Here is a 19,230-nt window from a genome sequence, read left to right on the forward strand (position 1 = left end):
GCCCTTACCATTTGTCCAAAATTTGGCCGAATTCTTGTTTTTTTTGTACTTTCCATTAATTATATGCCACGTTCAAAATTAAAAAACATGAACTCCAGGAGACTTTTTATGCAACAGGCAGGCCTGATCGCTGCCGGATTAATGATTAACCCATCTGATATCTTTAGCAGAGGTAATGCTAATACAATCAGAAAAATAGGCATTCAGTTATATACCCTTCGCGACCAGCTTGCAAAAGATGTGAAAGGTACCATTGAAAAGGTGGCGAAGACAGGGTTTGCGCATGTAGAAACCTACTATGGTTATAAAGGGCCTAAACAGGCGGACCAGTTCTGGGGATTAGATCCTAAAGGGCTTTCTTCCCTGTTAAAGGCAAATAAACTGGTTACGTATAGTGGCCACTACCAGCTGGATGAGTTCTTAACCCGTGGTAACGGAAAGGATGAAGCGCTGAAAGTGCAGCTTGACATAGCAGCAGAACTGGGACAGGAATACCTGGTAGTACCGGTACCTCCCCATGCATTATGGGATAAACTGACTTCAGATGATTTTAAATTCATGGCTGCCCAGCTGAATAAAGCGGGTGAGGTGGCGAAGAAATCCGGTTTGAAGGTGGGATATCATAATCACTTCTGGGAATTCAGACAACTGGCAGATGTAAAGACCTCCGGTTATGAGATCATGTTAAAAGAAACAGAAGCTTCCCTGGTAAGTTTTGAACTGGACCTTTTCTGGGCAATTAAAGCAGGTAGTGATCCTGTTGCATTGTTTAAGAAACATCCGGGCCGTTTCGCAATGTGGCATGTAAAGGATATCGATAAATCTGCTACTGAGAAGATCGCAGGTGGGGACGCAGACCATAAAACTTCCATGGAGATATTACCATTGGTGAAGTTTGCAGAAGTAGGCAGTGGCGCCGTTGATTTCAAAACCATTTTTGCGAATGCCAGTATAGCAGGCGTGAAATATGCTTTTGTAGAACAGGACCAGATTTCAATAGATCCTTTTGTAAGTATTAAGAAAAGTTATGATTACGTGACAAGTAATCTGCTGAAGAAATAAAGAATAAAATATCCGGCTCCTACAGGGCCGGATATTTTGCTTAATTGAAGTTTGTCAGGATAGCATAATTTTATTCTAATCGTTGTTTATCTTTCAATAACTGTTCTTTCAGTTTCTCATAGTTCACATCCTGTACGGCCGTTTTCCCTTCTATTGCCAGTACAGCCGCTGTGGCGGCACTCTGCCCTAAAATCATAAATACCGGTTCCATACGGATAGACCCATAGGCAATATGCGAACTGGATACACATACCGGTACCAGCAGGTTCTGACACTCTTCTTTCCTGGGAATAATTGCTCCGTAAGAGATCTTATAAGGTTGTTTGATATCAACCCCTATATCACCTTCATTCTGTACAAATCCATCTTCTTTTACATAACGTTGGGCATTATGCGCATCCAGTGTATAAGATCCCATCCCAACAGGTTCGGATACCGGCTTTTTACCCGTTACCTCATTCTCTGTGATTACATCAACCCCTGTCATTCTCCTTGCTTCCCTTACATATAACTGGTGAGGCCAGTTACCATTATCTGTAAACTCATCTTTGGCTAATCCCCATTTACTCATCGTGGTACGGACCTCCGCAGGAACACGGGAATCATTCGCCAGGAAGTACATCAATCCTTTCTGATACAACTCATGTTCTTTGAAAATCTCTTTTCTTCTTTCGTAAGATGCTTCGGGATAATCATAATTCATCCCTATATCATCCGTACTAAAAGGCCCGTGATTATTTACATCTGTTTTATGATTGGGGATAGGGTCAAACTTGTTAAATGTTTCCCGCCATCCGCTGTTGAACACTCTTACCAGCAATTCATATTGTGTGGAATCATAACCAGGAGGTTTTGTAAAAGGTATCCTGTTGTCAGGATTATCAGATAAGCACATACGAAAACAGTAAGCCTGTATTTTATTATCACCTTCCCCTTTCTTACCAGGGTTTTTATCTGATACACGTGGGAGTAAACCACTGCTGGCATCTCCGGGGATTTTATACGGACTGATATCCGTCTTGAAGTAATGACCATGATGCAGGATGCCCGTTTGTATGCCATTCCATTGTTCTCCATACACGCTGTTGGCTTCCCTGCCTACATGATAACGTACACCTGCGGCAGCCATCAGATCTCCTTCATAGGTGGCATCTATGAATACTTTTCCTGAGAAGGTCTTATTGCTAAGGGTAGATATAGCTATAATCTTTCCGGACTTCTTTTGCACCGTTTTACGGTTCAGCCATTCATTCCTGTATACTTTGATATGATGTTCTTTGATGAAATCTTCGAATACCTGTTCCGCTACATGAGGTTCAAAGATCCACATCGTACGTTCCGTGCCATCCATGGCAGGGGTGCCTTGCCCTTTATTCCCATACTCGGATTGTTTCTGCCATTGCCATGCACCGGGTTGCTGATAATGCAGATATACCCTGTGGTAAAATTCGCGTGCCTGTCCGCCGATAACGGATTTATTTCCGGTGTCCGTAAAACCAAGCCCATTGGAAGACAGACCGCCAAGATGGGTGTCGGGAGAGACGATAATGACTGATTTGCCCATTTTACTTACCTGCACCGCAGCAGTAACAGCCGCAGCAGTACCACCGTAGATGATGACGTCCGCTTTTTGAGCATAGGTAGTAATAGAAAGCGATAGTGTTATGACAATGAATAGTTTCTTCATAATAATCTTTTTAAATAAGCCGGGTAACTTTTGCCTTCTGTACCACCATCACCGAAGGTGATACTATCTCCAAAACAAACGATACGACCGGTGGGTAACTGTTGTTGTACAATATACTCAAATATAGCCACAGCCATTGTACGATATCCTTCAGGTGTAGGATGGATACCATCCGTCTTTTTACTGTTGGCCTCATTCTGTATTAAACTATCTGCATCCAGACCTATATTACCGATCCGCTGAAAGATATGGTCCATGTCCAGGAAGGATTGTTTATTATCTGCCGCTACTTTTTTTATCACCTCATTCACCTGTTGTTTCCTGCCGCTATGCCCTTCAGGCGCATAGAAACTTTGGGGATGACGGGTGTATAAATAAGGCTCATAAGCCGGGAGTATGCTCATCAGTAATATCTTCCCTTTTATCCTCGAAACGATCTCCCTTAAGTTCTTTTCATAAGCCGGCAAAGCAATATATTTCCTGCTGTTCATATCGTTTGTGCCTATCATGAGAATGGTAAGGTCCGGATGATGGGCCAGGCAATCTTTATCTATTCTTTGCAACAGATCTTCTGTATTATTTCCACCTATACCAGCATTGATAACAATACTTTCTGAAGAAGGGGGGAAATTCCTTTTAAAAGGAAAATATTTTTCCTGTACAACGAGTGAAGTTGTCAGTAAGCCCGTCTGTAAAAAACTCCGCCTGTGCATATCAGTAAAGAGGGTTTTGTGTGAGGTTCTTATTTACATCCCGTTCAGTCTGAGGAATAGGATATAAATAATTTCTCTCAGCCACCGTAATAGATGGGTTCTGTGCCTGCATTGCACTGATCAGCCTCCTGGTTCTTACAAGATCATACCAGCGATGCCCTTCAAATGCCAGTTCCAGCCTTCTTTCCAGCAGCACACTGTCCCGGAACTGGTCCTGACTTAATGTAACAGGGAAATCTTCCAGTCCGGCCCTCTTCCTGATACTGTTCACCGCATCATAGGCATCCACATTACCCGCAGCCTGCTCATTCAATGCTTCCGCATACATCAGCAACACGTCCGCATAACGGATAATGGGAAAGTTATTACTGCCTTCTCCATTTGCTGTAGCAGAAGGATCAAGATATTTGTGCACGTACCCCGGAAAAGTAATACTGGCGGGTGCAGGAGGTGTACCGGTAGGAGAGTACAGCTTTATCGTCACCTCTCTTCTTTTATCCTGTGCACGATAAGTATTATAAAGATTGGCGGAAGCGGGATCATCTCCAAAACCGGCAATCCCATTTACACGGTCAAAATTGGGCCGCATATATCCCTGCATATAGCTGCCTTCTCCTAATCCTCCACCAACAGCCTGTACTTCAAATACCGCTTCTTTCCCGTTCTTATTGGACAATGCAAAAGCATCTGCAAAGTTATCCCACAACCCATATACACCCAGATCCATTACTTCTTTTGATTTAGCTGCAGCAGCAGGCCAGTCTGCACGGGTCAGATATACTTTTGCCAGGAATGCCTTGGCTGCACCACGTGTAGCCCTGCCTGCATTTGCGCCGGTATAGGTAAGCGGTAACACCATCTCTGCTGCAGAAAAATCCGCTATTACCTGTGTATATACTTCATCTGCTGTAGCTCTTGCCACTGCAAGGTCATTCAGTGAAGTAGTCTCCTGCAATATCAATGGTACACCTCCAAATAATCTTACTAAAGTAAAATAGTAAAAGCCACGCATGAATTTTGCTTCTGCCAGCAACCGGCTTTTTAATGCAGTATCCATTGGTACAGCGGGGACGCGGGCCAGTACGGTATTCGCCCTGTTAATGCCCTGATAGGCAGCGGACCATACCGATTGAAATGTACTGGTAGCGGGAGTGAATGTATATTTATCCAGGTCATTCTTCGCCTGATTGGCAGTAGAACGGCCGCCGCCCCATTCAGCATCGTCAGTTGCCTGGTCCTGCAATACCCACATGACCTGGTCATACATATTCTGGCCTTTCATCGCATCATATACCGCATTTACAGCAGCATTGGCATCATCTGCATTTTTATAGAAATTATCCGGTGTAAAACTGGATTCAGAAGTCTTATCAAGCAGATTACAGGAACATAATGTGATCAATATAAGAGATAGATACTTTTTCATAATTAGAAATTTACATTGAGTCCAAAGAGTAAAGTTTTAGCAGCAGGATAACTGGCATAATCAAAGCCCTGACTGCGGCTATCCTGACCAAACCGGTTTACTTCCGGATCATAACCACTGTATTTGGTCCAGGTAACAAAATTCTGTGCCGTAACGTATACACGAACAGACTGTACACTCTTGAAATGTAAGGTATAGGCCAGTTGTATATTCTTCAGACGCAGGTAAGAACCATCTTCTATCTGCCTGGTGGAAATACGGTTAGCCGGACGGGTAGTGGCGGCACGCGGAATATCTGTATTGGTATGGGTAGGTGTCCATCTGTTCAGCATGTCCCGGTCCTGGTTGGTGGTACCATTCAGATACTCCAGTTCAAAACGGTTGGCATTTAATATTTTATTACCGGATACTCCCTGTACGAAGATGGTCAGGTCAACACCTTTATAAGAGAAGGTATTACTGATACCACCCAGGAAATTGGGCTGTGCTCTTCCTATAATAGTACGGTCGTTATCATTGATCTTTTTATCATTGTTAAGATCTTTGTACTTACGGTCACCTACCTTTTTCGCACTGGCATCCGGGAGAGCTGTCAACTCTGCTGCCGACTGATATACCCCATCGGTTATATATCCGTAAAAGGAGCCCAGTGGCTCGCCTACGCGTATAATACCGGAATTTACATTTTGTGCAATATTGGCTACCTCTCCTGCGAAGATCTGTGGCGCGCCTCCTATATCCAGTACTTTATTCCGGTTGGACAAGAAATTGAAATCGGTACTCCATTGAAAAGCACCTTCAATATTCTTAGTAGAGATACTCAGTTCTATCCCTCTGTTCTCTACCTTTCCCAGGTTTTTGATAGCGCTGGAAAAACCGGACGAAGAAGGGATGGTTACATTTAACAACAGATCTCTTGTTCTCTTTAAATAAACATCCGTGGTGATGTTGATCCTGCTGTTAAAAAGAGACAAATCGAGACCAAGATCGGATTGTGTAGTTGTTTCCCATGATAAATCGGGATTCGCTATCTGGCCCGGACCAATACCGGTAGTAACGGTATTGCCCAGTACATAATTTTGTGTAGCCAAAAGGGAATAAGCAGGATAATTACCAATGCCATCCTGGTTACCGGTAGAACCATAGGTAATCCTCACTTTAAGATCATTGATCACCTTAACCGGTTTCATAAATGGTTCTTCGGTTACCCGCCAGGCCAAAGCCGCAGAAGGGAAATATCCAAAGCGTTTATTAGCGCCAAAACGGGAAGAACCATCAGCCCTGAAAGAGGTAGTCAGTAAATATTTATCCCGGTAACCATAATTGATCCTGCCGAGATAAGATTCCAGTCCCCAGGTACCAATGCCCGAACCGGGAGTAACAGCTACAGCACCCGCACCTAAGTTACCGGTGCCTAAGTTATCATTCACAAAGCTTCTCGCAGCAGCCGTACTATTCTCTGTACGATTGGCTTGCTGTGTATATCCTGCCAGGAAACTCAGGGTGTGAATTTTATTAAATGTTTTAGTATAGGTAAGGAGATTTTCGTTCAGCCAGGTAATAGATTGTGCATTATAGATAGAACCGGCGCCTCCCTGAGCCAGTCCGCTGGACACACTCCTTGGCAGATAGCTGTCCTGCTTCTGGAGGATACCGTCCACCCCGAATAATACTTTAAAACTTAAACCATCTATGATCTGGTATTCCGCGAATATATTCCCGAAAATGCGGTAAGCGGTATTGGTGTTCTTACTTTCTTTTGCCAGTGCAGCCGGGTTATCCGCGGTGAAATTCAAGGCCGGATCAGTAATGAGATAAGTACCGTCTTTGTTGTATACAGGGAGTAATGGCGGGAATTGTAAGGCAGCCATTGTAACCAGCCCCGCACTACCCAGATCACCATTTGTGCGCGACTGGTTACTAAGTGTACGGTTTACTGAGAGGCTATTACCTATCTTGATCTTACTGGTTAGTTTTCTGTCGAGGTTTATTCTGAAAGAATAGCGGTTGAAATCAGAATTCTCTACGATTCCTTTCTGTGTGAAATATCCTCCGGAGATCGCGTATTGTGTTTTCTCGTCACCACCACTGATAGATAACTGGTAGTTGGCCGTAGGGGCCTGTCGGAAGATCTCATCCTGCCAGTCGGTCCCTTTTCCGAAAGCAGCTATCTGTGCATCTGTGTATACGGGTGCCAGTCCATCGTTGGTATTGGCCTCATTCACAAAACGCGCATATTCACCGGCATTTAATACCGGATATTTCCGGCGTACCTGTTGTATACCGTAATAAGTATCGAAGTTGATCACGGATTTCCCGGCTTTGCCCCGTTTGGTAGTGATAATTACAACTCCGTTGGAGCCTCGTGAACCATAAATAGCGGTGGAAGAAGCATCTTTTAAGATGCTCATGGATTCGATATCCGAAGGATTGAGCGTGCTTAATACATTGAAGCTGGAACCACTTGCTGCACCATCATTCTTAAACGGGATACCATCTATTACGTACAGCGGCTCATTGTCTCCCTGAATGGAATTGCCACCCCTGATACGGATAGTAGTAGTACCTCCCGGAGCGCCTGAGTTTTGCGTAACCTGTACCCCGGCAGCACGGCCCTGCAGGGCCTGGTCCAGGGACGTAACGGCTACTTTCTTTATTTCATTGACGGAGACGGTGGTCACAGAGCCGGTAAGGTCTGTTTTCTTTACCTGCCCGTAACCTACTACGATTACTTCACCCAGGGCTTCTGTACCGCTTTCCAGGGTGATGGTAATGGAAGACTGGCCCTTTGCAAGCGGGACGTTTTTCGTTTTGAGCCCTAATGCCGAGACTATCAGTACCGCATCATCAGGCACGTTTGTGAGGGTGAAAATGCCTGCCTCGTTAGTAGCAGTACCCCGTTGTGTGCCTTTGATCTGTATGGTAGCACCGGGAATAGGTTCCCCTTTTTCATTCACGACCTTACCCTGCAATTTATCTGTTTGCGGGGGAGATGGTGCTGTAACAGCTTTCCGGCTGATAACGATCGTATTCCCATGGATGGCATATGCCAGTGGCTGGTCTTTCAGCACATCGCGCAGCGCTGTTTCCAGTGGTGTTTTATCCAGGGATACGGATACGGGGTGGGCCGCCAGCAGATCCTCGTTACGATGAAAAAATACATAGCCCGTTTGTTTTTTAATGGCGGTGAAAACCTTTTCCAGGGGAACGTTGGTCCCGGTAAAGGTTACTGGTTGGGCGCTTGCTTTCAGCAAGACGAATGTCAGTAGCAGTGCTGTCAGTTTCATAACATGGAAAAATTAAACCCGTGGAAATTATCAGGGCAGGATGATTATCTGCCTGCCTTCTATTTTAAAATGTACTCTTGTTTGTTCCAGAATCTGTAATGCCTGTTCAAGTGATAATGTTCTGCCTATTTCCCCCGAAAAAGTACCCTGCGGAATAGCGCCCTGATAGCTGATGGTAACATCGTACCAGCGGGATAACTGGCGCATAATGGTTGGCAGGTCTGCATCCCGGAAGGAGAAGTACCCGTTCTTCCAGGCAATTACATCCTCCGTATTCACTTCCCGGATATGGACGTCCGAACCGGATACAGCTGCCTGCTGACCAGGTCTCAATATTTTATCGGCTACTTTTACAGCGCCTTCCAGCAGGGTGGTATTGGTTGTTTTTTCATCGCGGTAGGCCATTACGTCAAAGCTGGTACCTAACACCTGTATATCTGAACCATTCACATGAACTTTAAATGGCTGATGTGCATTTTTTGCTATTTCGAAATAAGCCTGGCCTTCCAGTTCCACTATTCTTTCTTTTCCAATGAACGCAGTAGGGTATTTAAGCCTCGATGCGGCGTTTAGCCATACTTTTGAACCATCAGGCAGCATTACCTGGTATTGCCCGCCACGGGGCGTGGAAAGCGTGTTAAAACTTACCGTTTCCTGTTTGCCCTGAGTTGCATATTGCAGTATACCCGGTTTACGGCGGATAGTGGTAGCGCCCTGCTGTAATATGCCGACACTATCCAGTGCAATGGTAGAACCATCTGCCAGGGTAAGCGTGGCCTTATTACTTCCAGCCTGTATATCCGTTTTGTGCATACTTCTGGTTGCCAGGCTGGCAGGTTGCCTGGATAGCGGCTTGGGATACAGCCAGACAATCATGCCTATTGTTATTGCAGCAGCGGCATAAGGCCACCAGCGTATTTTACGCGGAGGTCTGGTAGCAGCCAGCATAGCTTCCAGTTTGGCTTCCGCATCGGGCATCCCCGGAGCATCCTTACTGTCCAGCCACAGTTGCTGATGCAATTGCTCATCATCCATAGCAGCCAGTAATTCTTCCAGCTCCTCACGGGTGCATGTATTGGAGAGATAACGCTGCCAGAGTATTGTTAACCTGTTATCCATATTAGCAAGACGCTGGAAAAACAGGGAACAACTAATCTATTTATAAAAAAATATGAAAACCAGCACCAGGTTGAGGTGTTCTGTAAGATATTGCTGGATAAAACGTTGAGATTCAGTGATATGATTATTTACAGTGTTTTTGGACAGGCCTAATTCCGATGCGATCTCTTTATGAGATAATCCTTTTTCCCTGCTAAGGAGGTATACTTTCTGCCTTTGAGGACTTAACAAACCAATCGCTTCCCTTAATTTCTCATCATATTCTTTGGAAATAACCCGGTTATCTGCTGCAGTAGCATCTGCTGTTTCTATCTGTTCCATCAGCAGGTCTACCAGTTTGGGATCACGACTGGCTGCCCGGAGGAAATCTATGGCCCTGTGATAGGCAATGCGGAACATGAACCCTTCCAGGTTATCGACACGTGGCAACAGTTCCCTGCCAACCCAGCACTTGGTCAGTACGTCCATCACTACTTCCTCTGCTACCTGTGGAGATTTGATAATAGTACGGATATAATGAAATAGCCTTCCCTGCCATTCGTAGAAGAAACTACGATATGCATTTTCATCCCCTTCTGCTACTAATTGTAAAAGTGACTTTTCTGGCATCCCGCATAAAAATAATAAAATATGCGGGTCTTTTATGGCCCTAATACAAATCGTAGCGTGAGTCCGCCGGTAGTGGTTACTGTAGGACTTGAAGTAGATAACACCGGGATCGTCTGTTTACGTGTATAATAGAATTTGAGATTCACCTTTTTATTAACTACATAATCTATGGAAGGAGCGAGGCTCACTACTTTTTGTCCGGAAGTAGCGACCGACACCCCGCCATCCAGTTGATTATTCACTGATTTCTCATCCCTGTAACTAACATCCATCCTGAAATTAAGATCATTGTCCAGCTTATGTGAACCGCTTTTCCCTACAGCAAAGGGCAGTATTAACCCTTTTACACGATAACCACCGCCTATGGTAATCTCACTGGTACGCGCTTCTGTTAGCTGGTAGTCTGTTAAACTAAGACTGAGCGCACGGGACTTCTTATATTCCATGCGCATGTTTAAATTATTTTTCAATGTAACATCTATGCCTAACAATGGATTCAGTTGTTCAGACATCGTTACGTTAGGCACTGAATAATAAGGAACATAATTACCTGAAACAGAATCCCTGAAACTGGGGAAGCCCAGCGATCTTTCATCCATATAACTGGAAGAGGTGTTAAAGGAATTCATGCTCAGACTGCTGATATATGTATGTGTAAGGATTAAACTCTGTACATAATCACTGAATGGCTGCAGCTTGCTTAAGCCATCATAAGTAATACGCCAGTTAGGTAACGGGATCATACTTCTGAAAGGATTGCTGCGGATCTTATCCAGTCCGGACGTAGCTATCAGCCCGATCTTTTTTGGGTCTTTTCCTGTATACGCCGCCAGGAAAGAGGAGATCAGTACATTCTGTTCATACTTTCCATACCCGTATTTATACGCCGCATCACCGGTATCAGCCACCGGCAGGGAAGGGTCCTGCGCATAAGGATTGGCGGCCCAGTAACGACTGGAAAGTATTGCACGGTAATTCCTGAAATTAGTGAAGCTCTGTGAAAGTCCGTTCTTCAGGAACAGGGTTTTAAGCATGATATTCGTTACTTCAAACCCACCTGTTTCATAAGGGTCCAGATGTTCGTATTCACCTTGTCCATACCGGTCTTTGAACAGTTCCGAATGGTTCTTGGAAAATGATTTGGTCAATGTAAGGTCTATACGTAAACTGGTAACGGGTTCCAGTTGCGCCTGCACATTCAGCGCCTGGGTGAACTGTTGCTGGAACTGCGAATTAAAGAGCGTGTCTTTACTGATCAATCCTTTTCTGGCTTTGTCATCCAGCCATTTTGAATCAGGCTGGTAACCGAAGATAAATGCGAGCCCGGGTTGTTTGCTTCGCCAGTTCATCCCCATTAGTTGTGTACTGTCCATATAACCTGGCAAGCGGGTATAGTTGTTCTCGGAATAATTGATATTAATTCTTTTGATAGCCAGTAATGGTTTCAGTAATCCTTTTAACAGGGGAGATACTTCTGTATCAGGTGTTTTAACGGGTGCTTTTCCCGGTGGTGTTTTCGTTTTAATGCCCAGTACACCTTTCAGGAATGTAGACTTGCTATATAATTCAGTGAATTTAAATTCTGCAATGATAGCGGTTGTTTGTGTATTCTCGATCGTATTTCCCTGTATCCTGTTGGCCAGAGAGGCGGCTGTCCAGCGGTATTGAGCCGAATAATTCAGCGCTACGTTCGTCCAGCTTAAGAGAGGAAATTTCGCCAGCGGTAAAGTATAGTTAGCGTTGAAGGTCTGGAAGTAATTGGTATTACGGCCCAGGTTCTTCAGGTTATGCCATATACTGTCTTTCTTTGCTTTGGTATTGATACGTCCATCCGGTTCATCTATCCTGGCATTGTTGACTGCTGTCAGATCAAAATTGAGGTTACGGGTAAGGTCCCATTTAAGACCGTAATATCTATCGAAATTAAAGTATTTACTAAAGGTCTCTTTCAGTTTATAATCACTACCTACATTACGTAACCTGGAAGCGCTGAACTGCCTGGTAATGTCTGCCCGGAAGTTTATGTTGGAAGGTAAGAGGTTGTAGTTAAAACTTTTCAGCAATCCCAGCCAGGGAGATTTACTCCTGATTAAATTCTTAAAAGGCTCTTTGAATTTATCCTGTGTGCTGAAGTTATAACCCAACACCCCCCGGTTTTTGATTAACTCATAACTTTCAGTAGAAGGGCTATGTTGCTGCGTACCTGTATAAGCGTACGTTAAGTCAAAGTTCTCAATGCTCCAGGGTTTGATCTTCTTTTTGCCATCACTGATCTTACGCAGGTTGGTGACGTTAAGACTGGTGATAGTGGTCACATCCTGTGCCTGTTGTTTAATAGAATCCCGTTCGTGTTTATTGGCCGCAAGATTTAATTTTTCCTTTAGTTTGATATCGATATCGAAGGGGTCATATTCCGGCATGCTGGACGACTGTGATTTACCGGCATATACCGGGATAGACAGGCGTGCTTTCTTAGGTAATAGTTTGCCCATATCAAGATTTAATGAAGCATCGTATTGCAGGAGATTATCCTGGAAACGTTCATTGAGGCTCTGGTTCACCGCACCATAACCTGCCGTATGCATACTGCTGCTGATGGCCAGTGTACCCAGATCGGCCAGTTGTGCAGTCATTCTGCCGGTAGCAGCGTAACCACCTTTCTCATCCAGTCCGGTTAAACGCAGTTCATCAAACCATACTTCTGCGCATTTGGACAAACCATCATTTGCCGGGTTGTATACCGCCATCATCATTCCTTCCACATCTCCCAGGTTAGGATTGCCTATCACAGCAATGGTATTGCCATTGGGCAGTTTCTTCTCATATAATGTAGTGGTAGAGGCTCCGGCATTATTACGTGTCTGTTTTAGGCTGCTGAGATCTGTCAGGGTAAGATCAAGATCATTAGCCGCAGGCCATACTGCGGTTTGCGCCGTCGCGCCAAAATTCGTTGTGGTTAATGGGATACGGTATTCATAAAAATTCTCTGTATAGTCACTGCCTATACGGATCACTGCTTCCAGGTCTTTATCCTTTAGTGTATTGACATCATTCACAGCTTCCGCATGAATGAATAACTGTAACTTTTTATACCGGCGGAAATCCATGCCCAGCGTTTTGTATACGCCCCTTGACTTACCATCCTGCAGGTTACAGATTTGCAGGGACAGTGATTGTTCATTGAGTAATAAAGTAGTGTTGCTGGTACTCAGACTGCTTTGCCGTTGTAACCCGGGAGGCAGTACATACGCTATTGGTATACGGGACGCATTCTCTTCAATATTAACGGCCGTATTGTTAAAAGTAGTAGCAGCAGATGCCGTTACCATATCCCCCGCGCCGGCCTGTAATTCGTAACCATACTGCCGCCATTGATTGCGCACCAGTTGCAGCTTACCAAAGCGCATTACTACGGAATCCTCAAAGTTGGTGAGATACATGCGCATAAAACGGATCGACTTGAAATCTGCGATACCACCAACGGCCGCATTATATTGTTCTACGGGTATCTTGAACTGATACCATGTTTCAGTACTGGTAGAACCGTTTGCCAGTGATACCGTAGCATTTATTTTATCTACAATATAATTGGAGCCGATATCCATATTGGGTTTCATATGTACCCTGTACTGGAAATAAGACTCTGTTTCATTCATGGTATTATCAAAGTTCAGGTCTTCCGATTCCGGTATATTGGTAGCGGCAGAAGAATATGATGCATTACTGCTGGTAGCCGGGGAGTTCCCTTCCGGCATGCTGAACCGCTTGTAACGTTCCAGTATGGATAATTTCCTGGCATCATAATCATCTCCGCGGTAATAGTGGTAGTTATCATTGGAAGGATCTGCCAGCGCTGCCTGATATACCGCAGAGCCGGTACCAAAATTATTACGTAACTGTTGCAGGTAACTGCTGCGGTAATAGGCTTCATCGGCAGTGGTGAGTCCATCGTACCCCACGTCCTGGTACTGCCGGATGTTGGCATCGTTATCGAATGCTTTCGTTAACTGTTGTTCATAGGTAGGCATTCTTCCCCAGGTGGTAGAATCGTATGTAGTACTTCCCGGGGCTTTCATCCCGTTTTCAAAGGCTTTGTGTGAGTCTTTGAGGATATCTTCAGAGATACTTCCCAGGTTAAAATAGAGATCTCCCCCTGTACTGGAAGGGTTTTTAATGAAAGGGTCCTGTACCCAGAATTCTATGTACTGTATGTTTGATGATTCAAAATCGGTGTTGTCCAGCGCGCGCATAATACCTGCCCAGCGTTTTTTAGGCGATTTAAGCGTACCATCTGCATTTACCTGTGCCTTGCCGGCCTCAAAGTTATAAGGCCCGCGCTGGTCAGGAAAATAGGCAAGATCGAGGGTCGTGAGCTGGGCCTGTGTATACTCGGTAGATACATTGGGGAATATTTCCTTTTCGTATACGATACGCACCCTAGGGTCCGACTGATCATCTTTTGTAACGCCGGCCGGGAGGCCGGTGTTGGTGGTTACCTGCAAAGTAGGTTCTATGATGTACCAGGATAGCAATGCCCTGTTTTTGCCATAATCCAGGGAGTCTATCAATGCTCCTTCCGGGAACATTTCCATACCGGAGGTATCAGTAGCGCCAACCGGTGTGGATGCCAGGGCCCAGCTGGAGGAAGGTGTTTTGAGGTCGTAGTTGCTTTCTGTTCCTTCAAAGTCATCTATGTATACCTGCCCTTCACTGCTGCCGAAAGAGTTGATCAGTTTACTATGCCCCGGGAATAATCGGGCTACTTCTCCTGTCAGGCTTATCTGGGAAGGTGTAGTACTTTCATAATTGGGTAGTTTGTTCAGTAAACGTGTCAGCGCTTTGGAGGCGGAATTATAATTGCCATCCAGTCCTACAACGGTATTATTGATAGGGTCTTCCCCGTAGTTTACTTTCGTGGTGTAGGGGCGTTCACTCATATGTACAATGGTAGAGCCCAGGGATAACTTATCATTCACTACATAATCCAGTCTTGTCCCCATGTAATTCCTCACCTGCTCGCCATACGCGCCGCTGTTCTCAAAGGCGATATTGATAGCTGACCCTGAACTGAGGATCCCGTCATTGATGATCTTTACCCTGCCCAGGTTATAATCCACTGTATAATCAACATTTTCTGTCAATGTTTTACCACCCGCAGTAACAGTAACAGATCCCGCAGGGATATTAAATGCGTTCAGCGATACTTCAGACGAGCTGCCTGCTTTGTAACTACCTTTGATGACATAGCGGTTTAGTGCAGAATATTGTTCCGCAGCTGTTTTGGTAGAGTCGTACAGTTGTGGGTACAGGTATTGTTTCTCCAGCGCAGCATTGCCCCCGAATGCTTTGGCAAGGTCTTTCCCGAAGGGTTCCAGTACCGGGAATATGATACGGCCATTGGATACGTCTACTGTATACCCGCTTACGAAATCGAACACACCATCCGGTTGCGGATCATTATTATTATTGAGATTATCCAGGTTGAGAATGGAAATGATAGGAGCGCCATTGTATTCATTCACGGCATCCGGGAGATAACGTCGCTGACTGGCAGCACGGGTATCTGTACCGGGATCATTATAATACACGTCCATGGTGAAATCCGTACTGCTCAACTGGTAAGCGCCGGTAGAGTAGATGTTCTTCATCATCAGGTTCCAGATGGGCAGCTTTGTACGTACAGCAGTTGCTTTCAGCATTTTCAGGAACAGCACCCGGCTGTTTGCCGCATTGCTTTCATCAGGTGGGACATCCTGTGCAAAATCCCCCACTTTATAAGTGCGGCCGTTGTAACTGTATTCATACGCTACTGCCAATACCTGGTCTGATGCCAGCTGGCTGTTCAGTGTAATAAATCCCAGTTTCCTGTTCACGGTATACTCTGTACTGTCCAGCTTACGGGCATATGTTTTTTCATAGTCTTGTACGGGTGTTAGTCCGGCTGCCTGCAACTGGCTCACTACCGTACTGGGATTCCTGCTGGCATCATCTCCGGCCAGATTACCATATAAATCGTTAATACCGTTATAGGGCAGCTTGCCACCGGAAATGACGTGAACAGCAGTTGTATTATAAGGATTGTATTCCGCAAGGTCCATCAATCCTATTACGTTTCTTGTATTGGTAGTGGTTCCTGTTTTATTAGTGACCCATACTTCTATTCTTGTGATATTGGACAGAGAGCGCACAGATGGCAGATTGCCCATCGCATAATTAAAGGTATCGCGGAAGAACTGTGCCATCAGGAAGTTCTTATTTTCATCATAGGCATTCCCTTTGATGGTATAGGACTGCGACTGGCTGCCACCTTTCAGTGTAAGCGTTTGTTTCTGCGATTTCTGGCTGGATAGTACACTCGTTACTGTTAGTCGCCCGAACTGCAATTGCGTCTTTATCCCAAACAATGATTGCATACCACTGATCAGTGAACTGTTCAATGGAAAGCTCACATTACCTGCTTCTATCTTTTTAATGATCTCATCATCATAACCGGTATACTCCAGTTTAACCTGGTTCTCAAAATCAAAAGTAGACTGTGTATTATAACTGGTGATAAGTTTCAGTTTGTCTCCGATCTTACCTGTTACATTCAGGTTGATGTTCATGTTCATATCAAAACCACCGCTCTTACGCGCACGTTCTGTCAGCACGGGATTATTAATGTATTGTCCATCATATCCCATGGATATTTCCAGAGACCCCTGAGGTTTTATATCTACTTTATTACCGCCAAAGATGCGGTCGAAAATACTATTGCTTTTAAAGAGTTTGGGCGCTTCGCTGGTCCTGTTAAGATTGCCCAGGGTAGAAGCCCTTTTCATGAAATAGTCGTTCTCACTTTTCCGGGATTGCATGTTGTAGAAGTCCTGGAAACTCATGAGGGTAGGCTTTCTGTAGTATTGATCACCTATCTTTTCAGAGATAATATAATCTCTTGTAACCGGATCATAATCTACATCCTGCTGAATACTTTTCGGATCCTTTAAATCCATAGTATTCTCCGCAGGGTCTATCAGTTTTACCCCATGGCGGTCCTGTAAAGGATATTTTAGTGTATCCTTCACAGGTATAACAACCGTATCTGCTGCAACAGTAACAATTCCGTGAAGGTCCCGCGCTGCTGTGTCTATCATGAAAAACAAAACTATCCCTACAATAGCAAAGGTAGGATAGTGCATTCTTATACGTCTTCTAAGGGATTTCTTCACGCGATCTTACTGAGTCGTATCATTAAACTCTGTACCTTAACGTGATATTTTAAGATGGTATTGCGGCTTAACCACAGACAGGAGAAATGTATAGATGAAATGGTAAAGTAAATCGGCTGAAAGAAATAATAAACCTAATATTTTATGCAGGGAACCATTTATCAGTCGTTTTATACCAGATATTAATTTATCATTTTCAAACCGTATCCAATACACGTACTTTGCAGCCTGATATAATTTAAACCCCCAAGTAGTATGAAAATCGCAACTTTTTCGGCAGCAATGTTATTCTGTTTACATGTATGCGCACAACGACCACAACCCATTCAGGAAGAGAGATCTTCCGAATTATTGTACAGAAATGTTAAAAAGCCCACGATCGATATCCCCAAAGGACCAGACGGGGATGCAGCCACGAGCAAACCGGTCTTAAGCAGTTTAAAGGTATTATCTGCCCGGCCGGCTATCAGAACAATGCCCCGGCAGCAACTGATATTTACAGAAGCAGATGCACCGGGAGTACTAGCCCTGGCAAAAGTGTACAGCGCGAATGTCTGTGCTGCACCTGTAGTAGAAGACGCGCTGGAACCGGTATACAGCTCTGTAAAGGCACATATGCCTTTATATCTTCCCTACCGTAACAGTGTTGTTGGTATCTGGCAGGGATTTTATTACAGCTGGGATAACGACAATGATGGTAAGAATGATGCTCACCGTGCCATCGACTATGGGAAAGGTAGTATTGCAGCAAATGAAGATCCTTCTTTTGGTGTGTATGCGATAGCTCCCGGAAAGGTGATCTCTGTGCAGTGGTCAGATGGTGGTGGCAACAACGTCACCATTGAGCATACTGCTCCGGATGGATATAAATACCGCAGTACATACCTTCACCTGCGTAATGGTTATGATCATGACCGTGCGTTGGCCAGGAAATCCCCTTCAGCCAAATACATGAAGTTTGCCAATAATGGTACAACCAGTAATTTATGCTGGGGGACCAATAGTCAGGTGATCGCTGTAAAGGTGGGCGATATCGTGAAAGAAGGTGATTTTATCGCGAACTCCGGTAATACCGGTTCGGGTGGAATTGGGGTGATCCTGAATGATGATGGTACAATGAAGAATCCGGATACACGTTCCTTTAATGTACACCTGCATTATGAAACAAGAGTACTGGATACCCGCAGCGGTCATAGCGGAGAATGGGTACTCGTAGATCCGTACGGTACCTATAACAGCAGTAGTGTAGATTGTTACGACCTGGAATCAAATACGCCGTACGCACGTTTGTTTGCTCCTTTTTACCCCAGCTTCCATAACGTTCCGCTGGATATCGTTAATAAGTTCTGGTCTTATTATACCGGCATGGGTATGGCATTACAAACAATAAGTGTGGACAGGAAAGGCAGTGACCTGTATGCAGCCGGTTCATTCCAGTGGGGATTACCTGGTGCATGGTATGCACATTTTTATATGACCGGCGATACCTACCAGACTAAGTTCAATACTTATAATGGACAGGGCTTCCGTCCACGTCAGTTATCAGTCACTAAAGATGGTAACGGTAATCCACGGTTCTCTGTAATATGGGAAAAGAACCCGGCAGGAGAATCGGCTCATTCCGTGCACAATGCAGATGATGCTGCTTTTGATGCTGTCTGGAAAGATTATGTAGTGGCTAAGAAATGGCATGTACAGGAACATGTGGATTACACCGTGAATGGCAAGAGATATCATGCGGCGGTGTTTGTAAATAAACCTGCTGATAATGGCTTCTATCTTTTTTATGGCATGAATGCAGCTGATTTCAACAACAAGTTCAAGGAACTGTACGGCAAATGGGAGCTGAAAAGCATATGTGTGAATGATGGCAAGGTAGGTGGCGTATGGCGCCCTAAACAGAATAATTATGCCGCTTATTTCGGTATGACTTCTACTGACTACCAGGCTAAGTTTACCCAGTTTTCAGGTCAGGGATTACGTCTGTTAAAAGTGCAGAACTATGATGATAACCAACACTTCAGTGCAGTGTGGGGTAAATAAAATTACTGGTTAATTTTTAAGAGGTGTCTCATGTATGTGAGGCACCTTTTTTATTTGCGGTAACGTATAAACGATG

9 protein-coding genes are annotated in these 19,230 nt (G+C 44.6%); 2 read left to right on the forward strand and 7 right to left on the reverse strand.

Translation table 11 applies throughout. The annotated features are described in order from the left end of the window. Positions 1–87 precede the first annotated feature (87 nt). Positions 88–1,062, forward strand: a complete 975-nt coding sequence (locus tag GO495_RS27430) for a sugar phosphate isomerase/epimerase family protein (protein ID WP_157303149.1) — start codon at positions 88–90, stop codon at positions 1,060–1,062. 70 nt (positions 1,063–1,132) lie between these two features. On the opposite strand, the gene GO495_RS27435 is transcribed toward GO495_RS27430, so the two are convergent. Genes GO495_RS27435 through sov form a run of 7 tightly spaced genes read right to left on the reverse strand, consistent with a single transcriptional unit; the run spans position 1,133 to position 17,036 of the window. After that, positions 1,133–2,749, reverse strand: a complete 1,617-nt coding sequence (locus GO495_RS27435; protein ID WP_157303150.1) for an FAD-dependent oxidoreductase — start codon at positions 2,747–2,749, stop codon at positions 1,133–1,135. Further along, positions 2,746–3,462 (reverse strand): SGNH/GDSL hydrolase family protein, encoded by a 717-nt coding sequence (locus tag GO495_RS27440; RefSeq protein WP_157303151.1) that lies wholly within the window; start codon positions 3,460–3,462, stop codon positions 2,746–2,748. The genes GO495_RS27435 and GO495_RS27440 overlap by 4 nt, the downstream gene beginning before the upstream one ends. A 1-nt stretch (position 3,463) precedes the next feature. After that, positions 3,464–4,888, reverse strand: a complete 1,425-nt coding sequence (locus GO495_RS27445; protein WP_157303152.1) for a RagB/SusD family nutrient uptake outer membrane protein — start codon at positions 4,886–4,888, stop codon at positions 3,464–3,466. 2 nt (positions 4,889–4,890) lie between these two features. Beyond that, positions 4,891–8,175, reverse strand: a complete 3,285-nt coding sequence (locus GO495_RS27450; protein ID WP_157303153.1) for a TonB-dependent receptor — start codon at positions 8,173–8,175, stop codon at positions 4,891–4,893. Positions 8,176–8,205: 30 nt separating this feature from the next. Further along, positions 8,206–9,294, reverse strand: a complete 1,089-nt coding sequence (locus GO495_RS27455; RefSeq protein ID WP_157303154.1) for a FecR family protein — start codon at positions 9,292–9,294, stop codon at positions 8,206–8,208. A gap of 36 nt (positions 9,295–9,330) precedes the next feature. Beyond that, complete coding sequence (locus GO495_RS27460) at positions 9,331–9,903, reverse strand: sigma-70 family RNA polymerase sigma factor (RefSeq protein WP_157303155.1); 573 nt, start codon at positions 9,901–9,903, stop codon at positions 9,331–9,333. A gap of 32 nt (positions 9,904–9,935) precedes the next feature. After that, entirely contained in the window at positions 9,936–17,036 is a 7,101-nt protein-coding gene (sov, locus tag GO495_RS27465) for a T9SS outer membrane translocon Sov/SprA (protein ID WP_240915354.1), read from the reverse strand. Between the two features lie 330 nt (positions 17,037–17,366). Here sov and GO495_RS27470 point away from each other — a divergent pair, with 330 nt between their 5' ends. Next, on the forward strand, positions 17,367–19,154 hold the full coding sequence (locus GO495_RS27470; RefSeq protein ID WP_157303157.1) for a hypothetical protein: 1,788 nt from the start codon (positions 17,367–17,369) through the stop codon (positions 19,152–19,154). Positions 19,155–19,230: the final 76 nt, after the last annotated feature.

The sequence above is a fragment of the Chitinophaga oryziterrae genome (assembly GCF_009758125.1).
Taxonomy (GTDB): Bacteria; Bacteroidota; Bacteroidia; order Chitinophagales; family Chitinophagaceae; genus Chitinophaga; species Chitinophaga oryziterrae.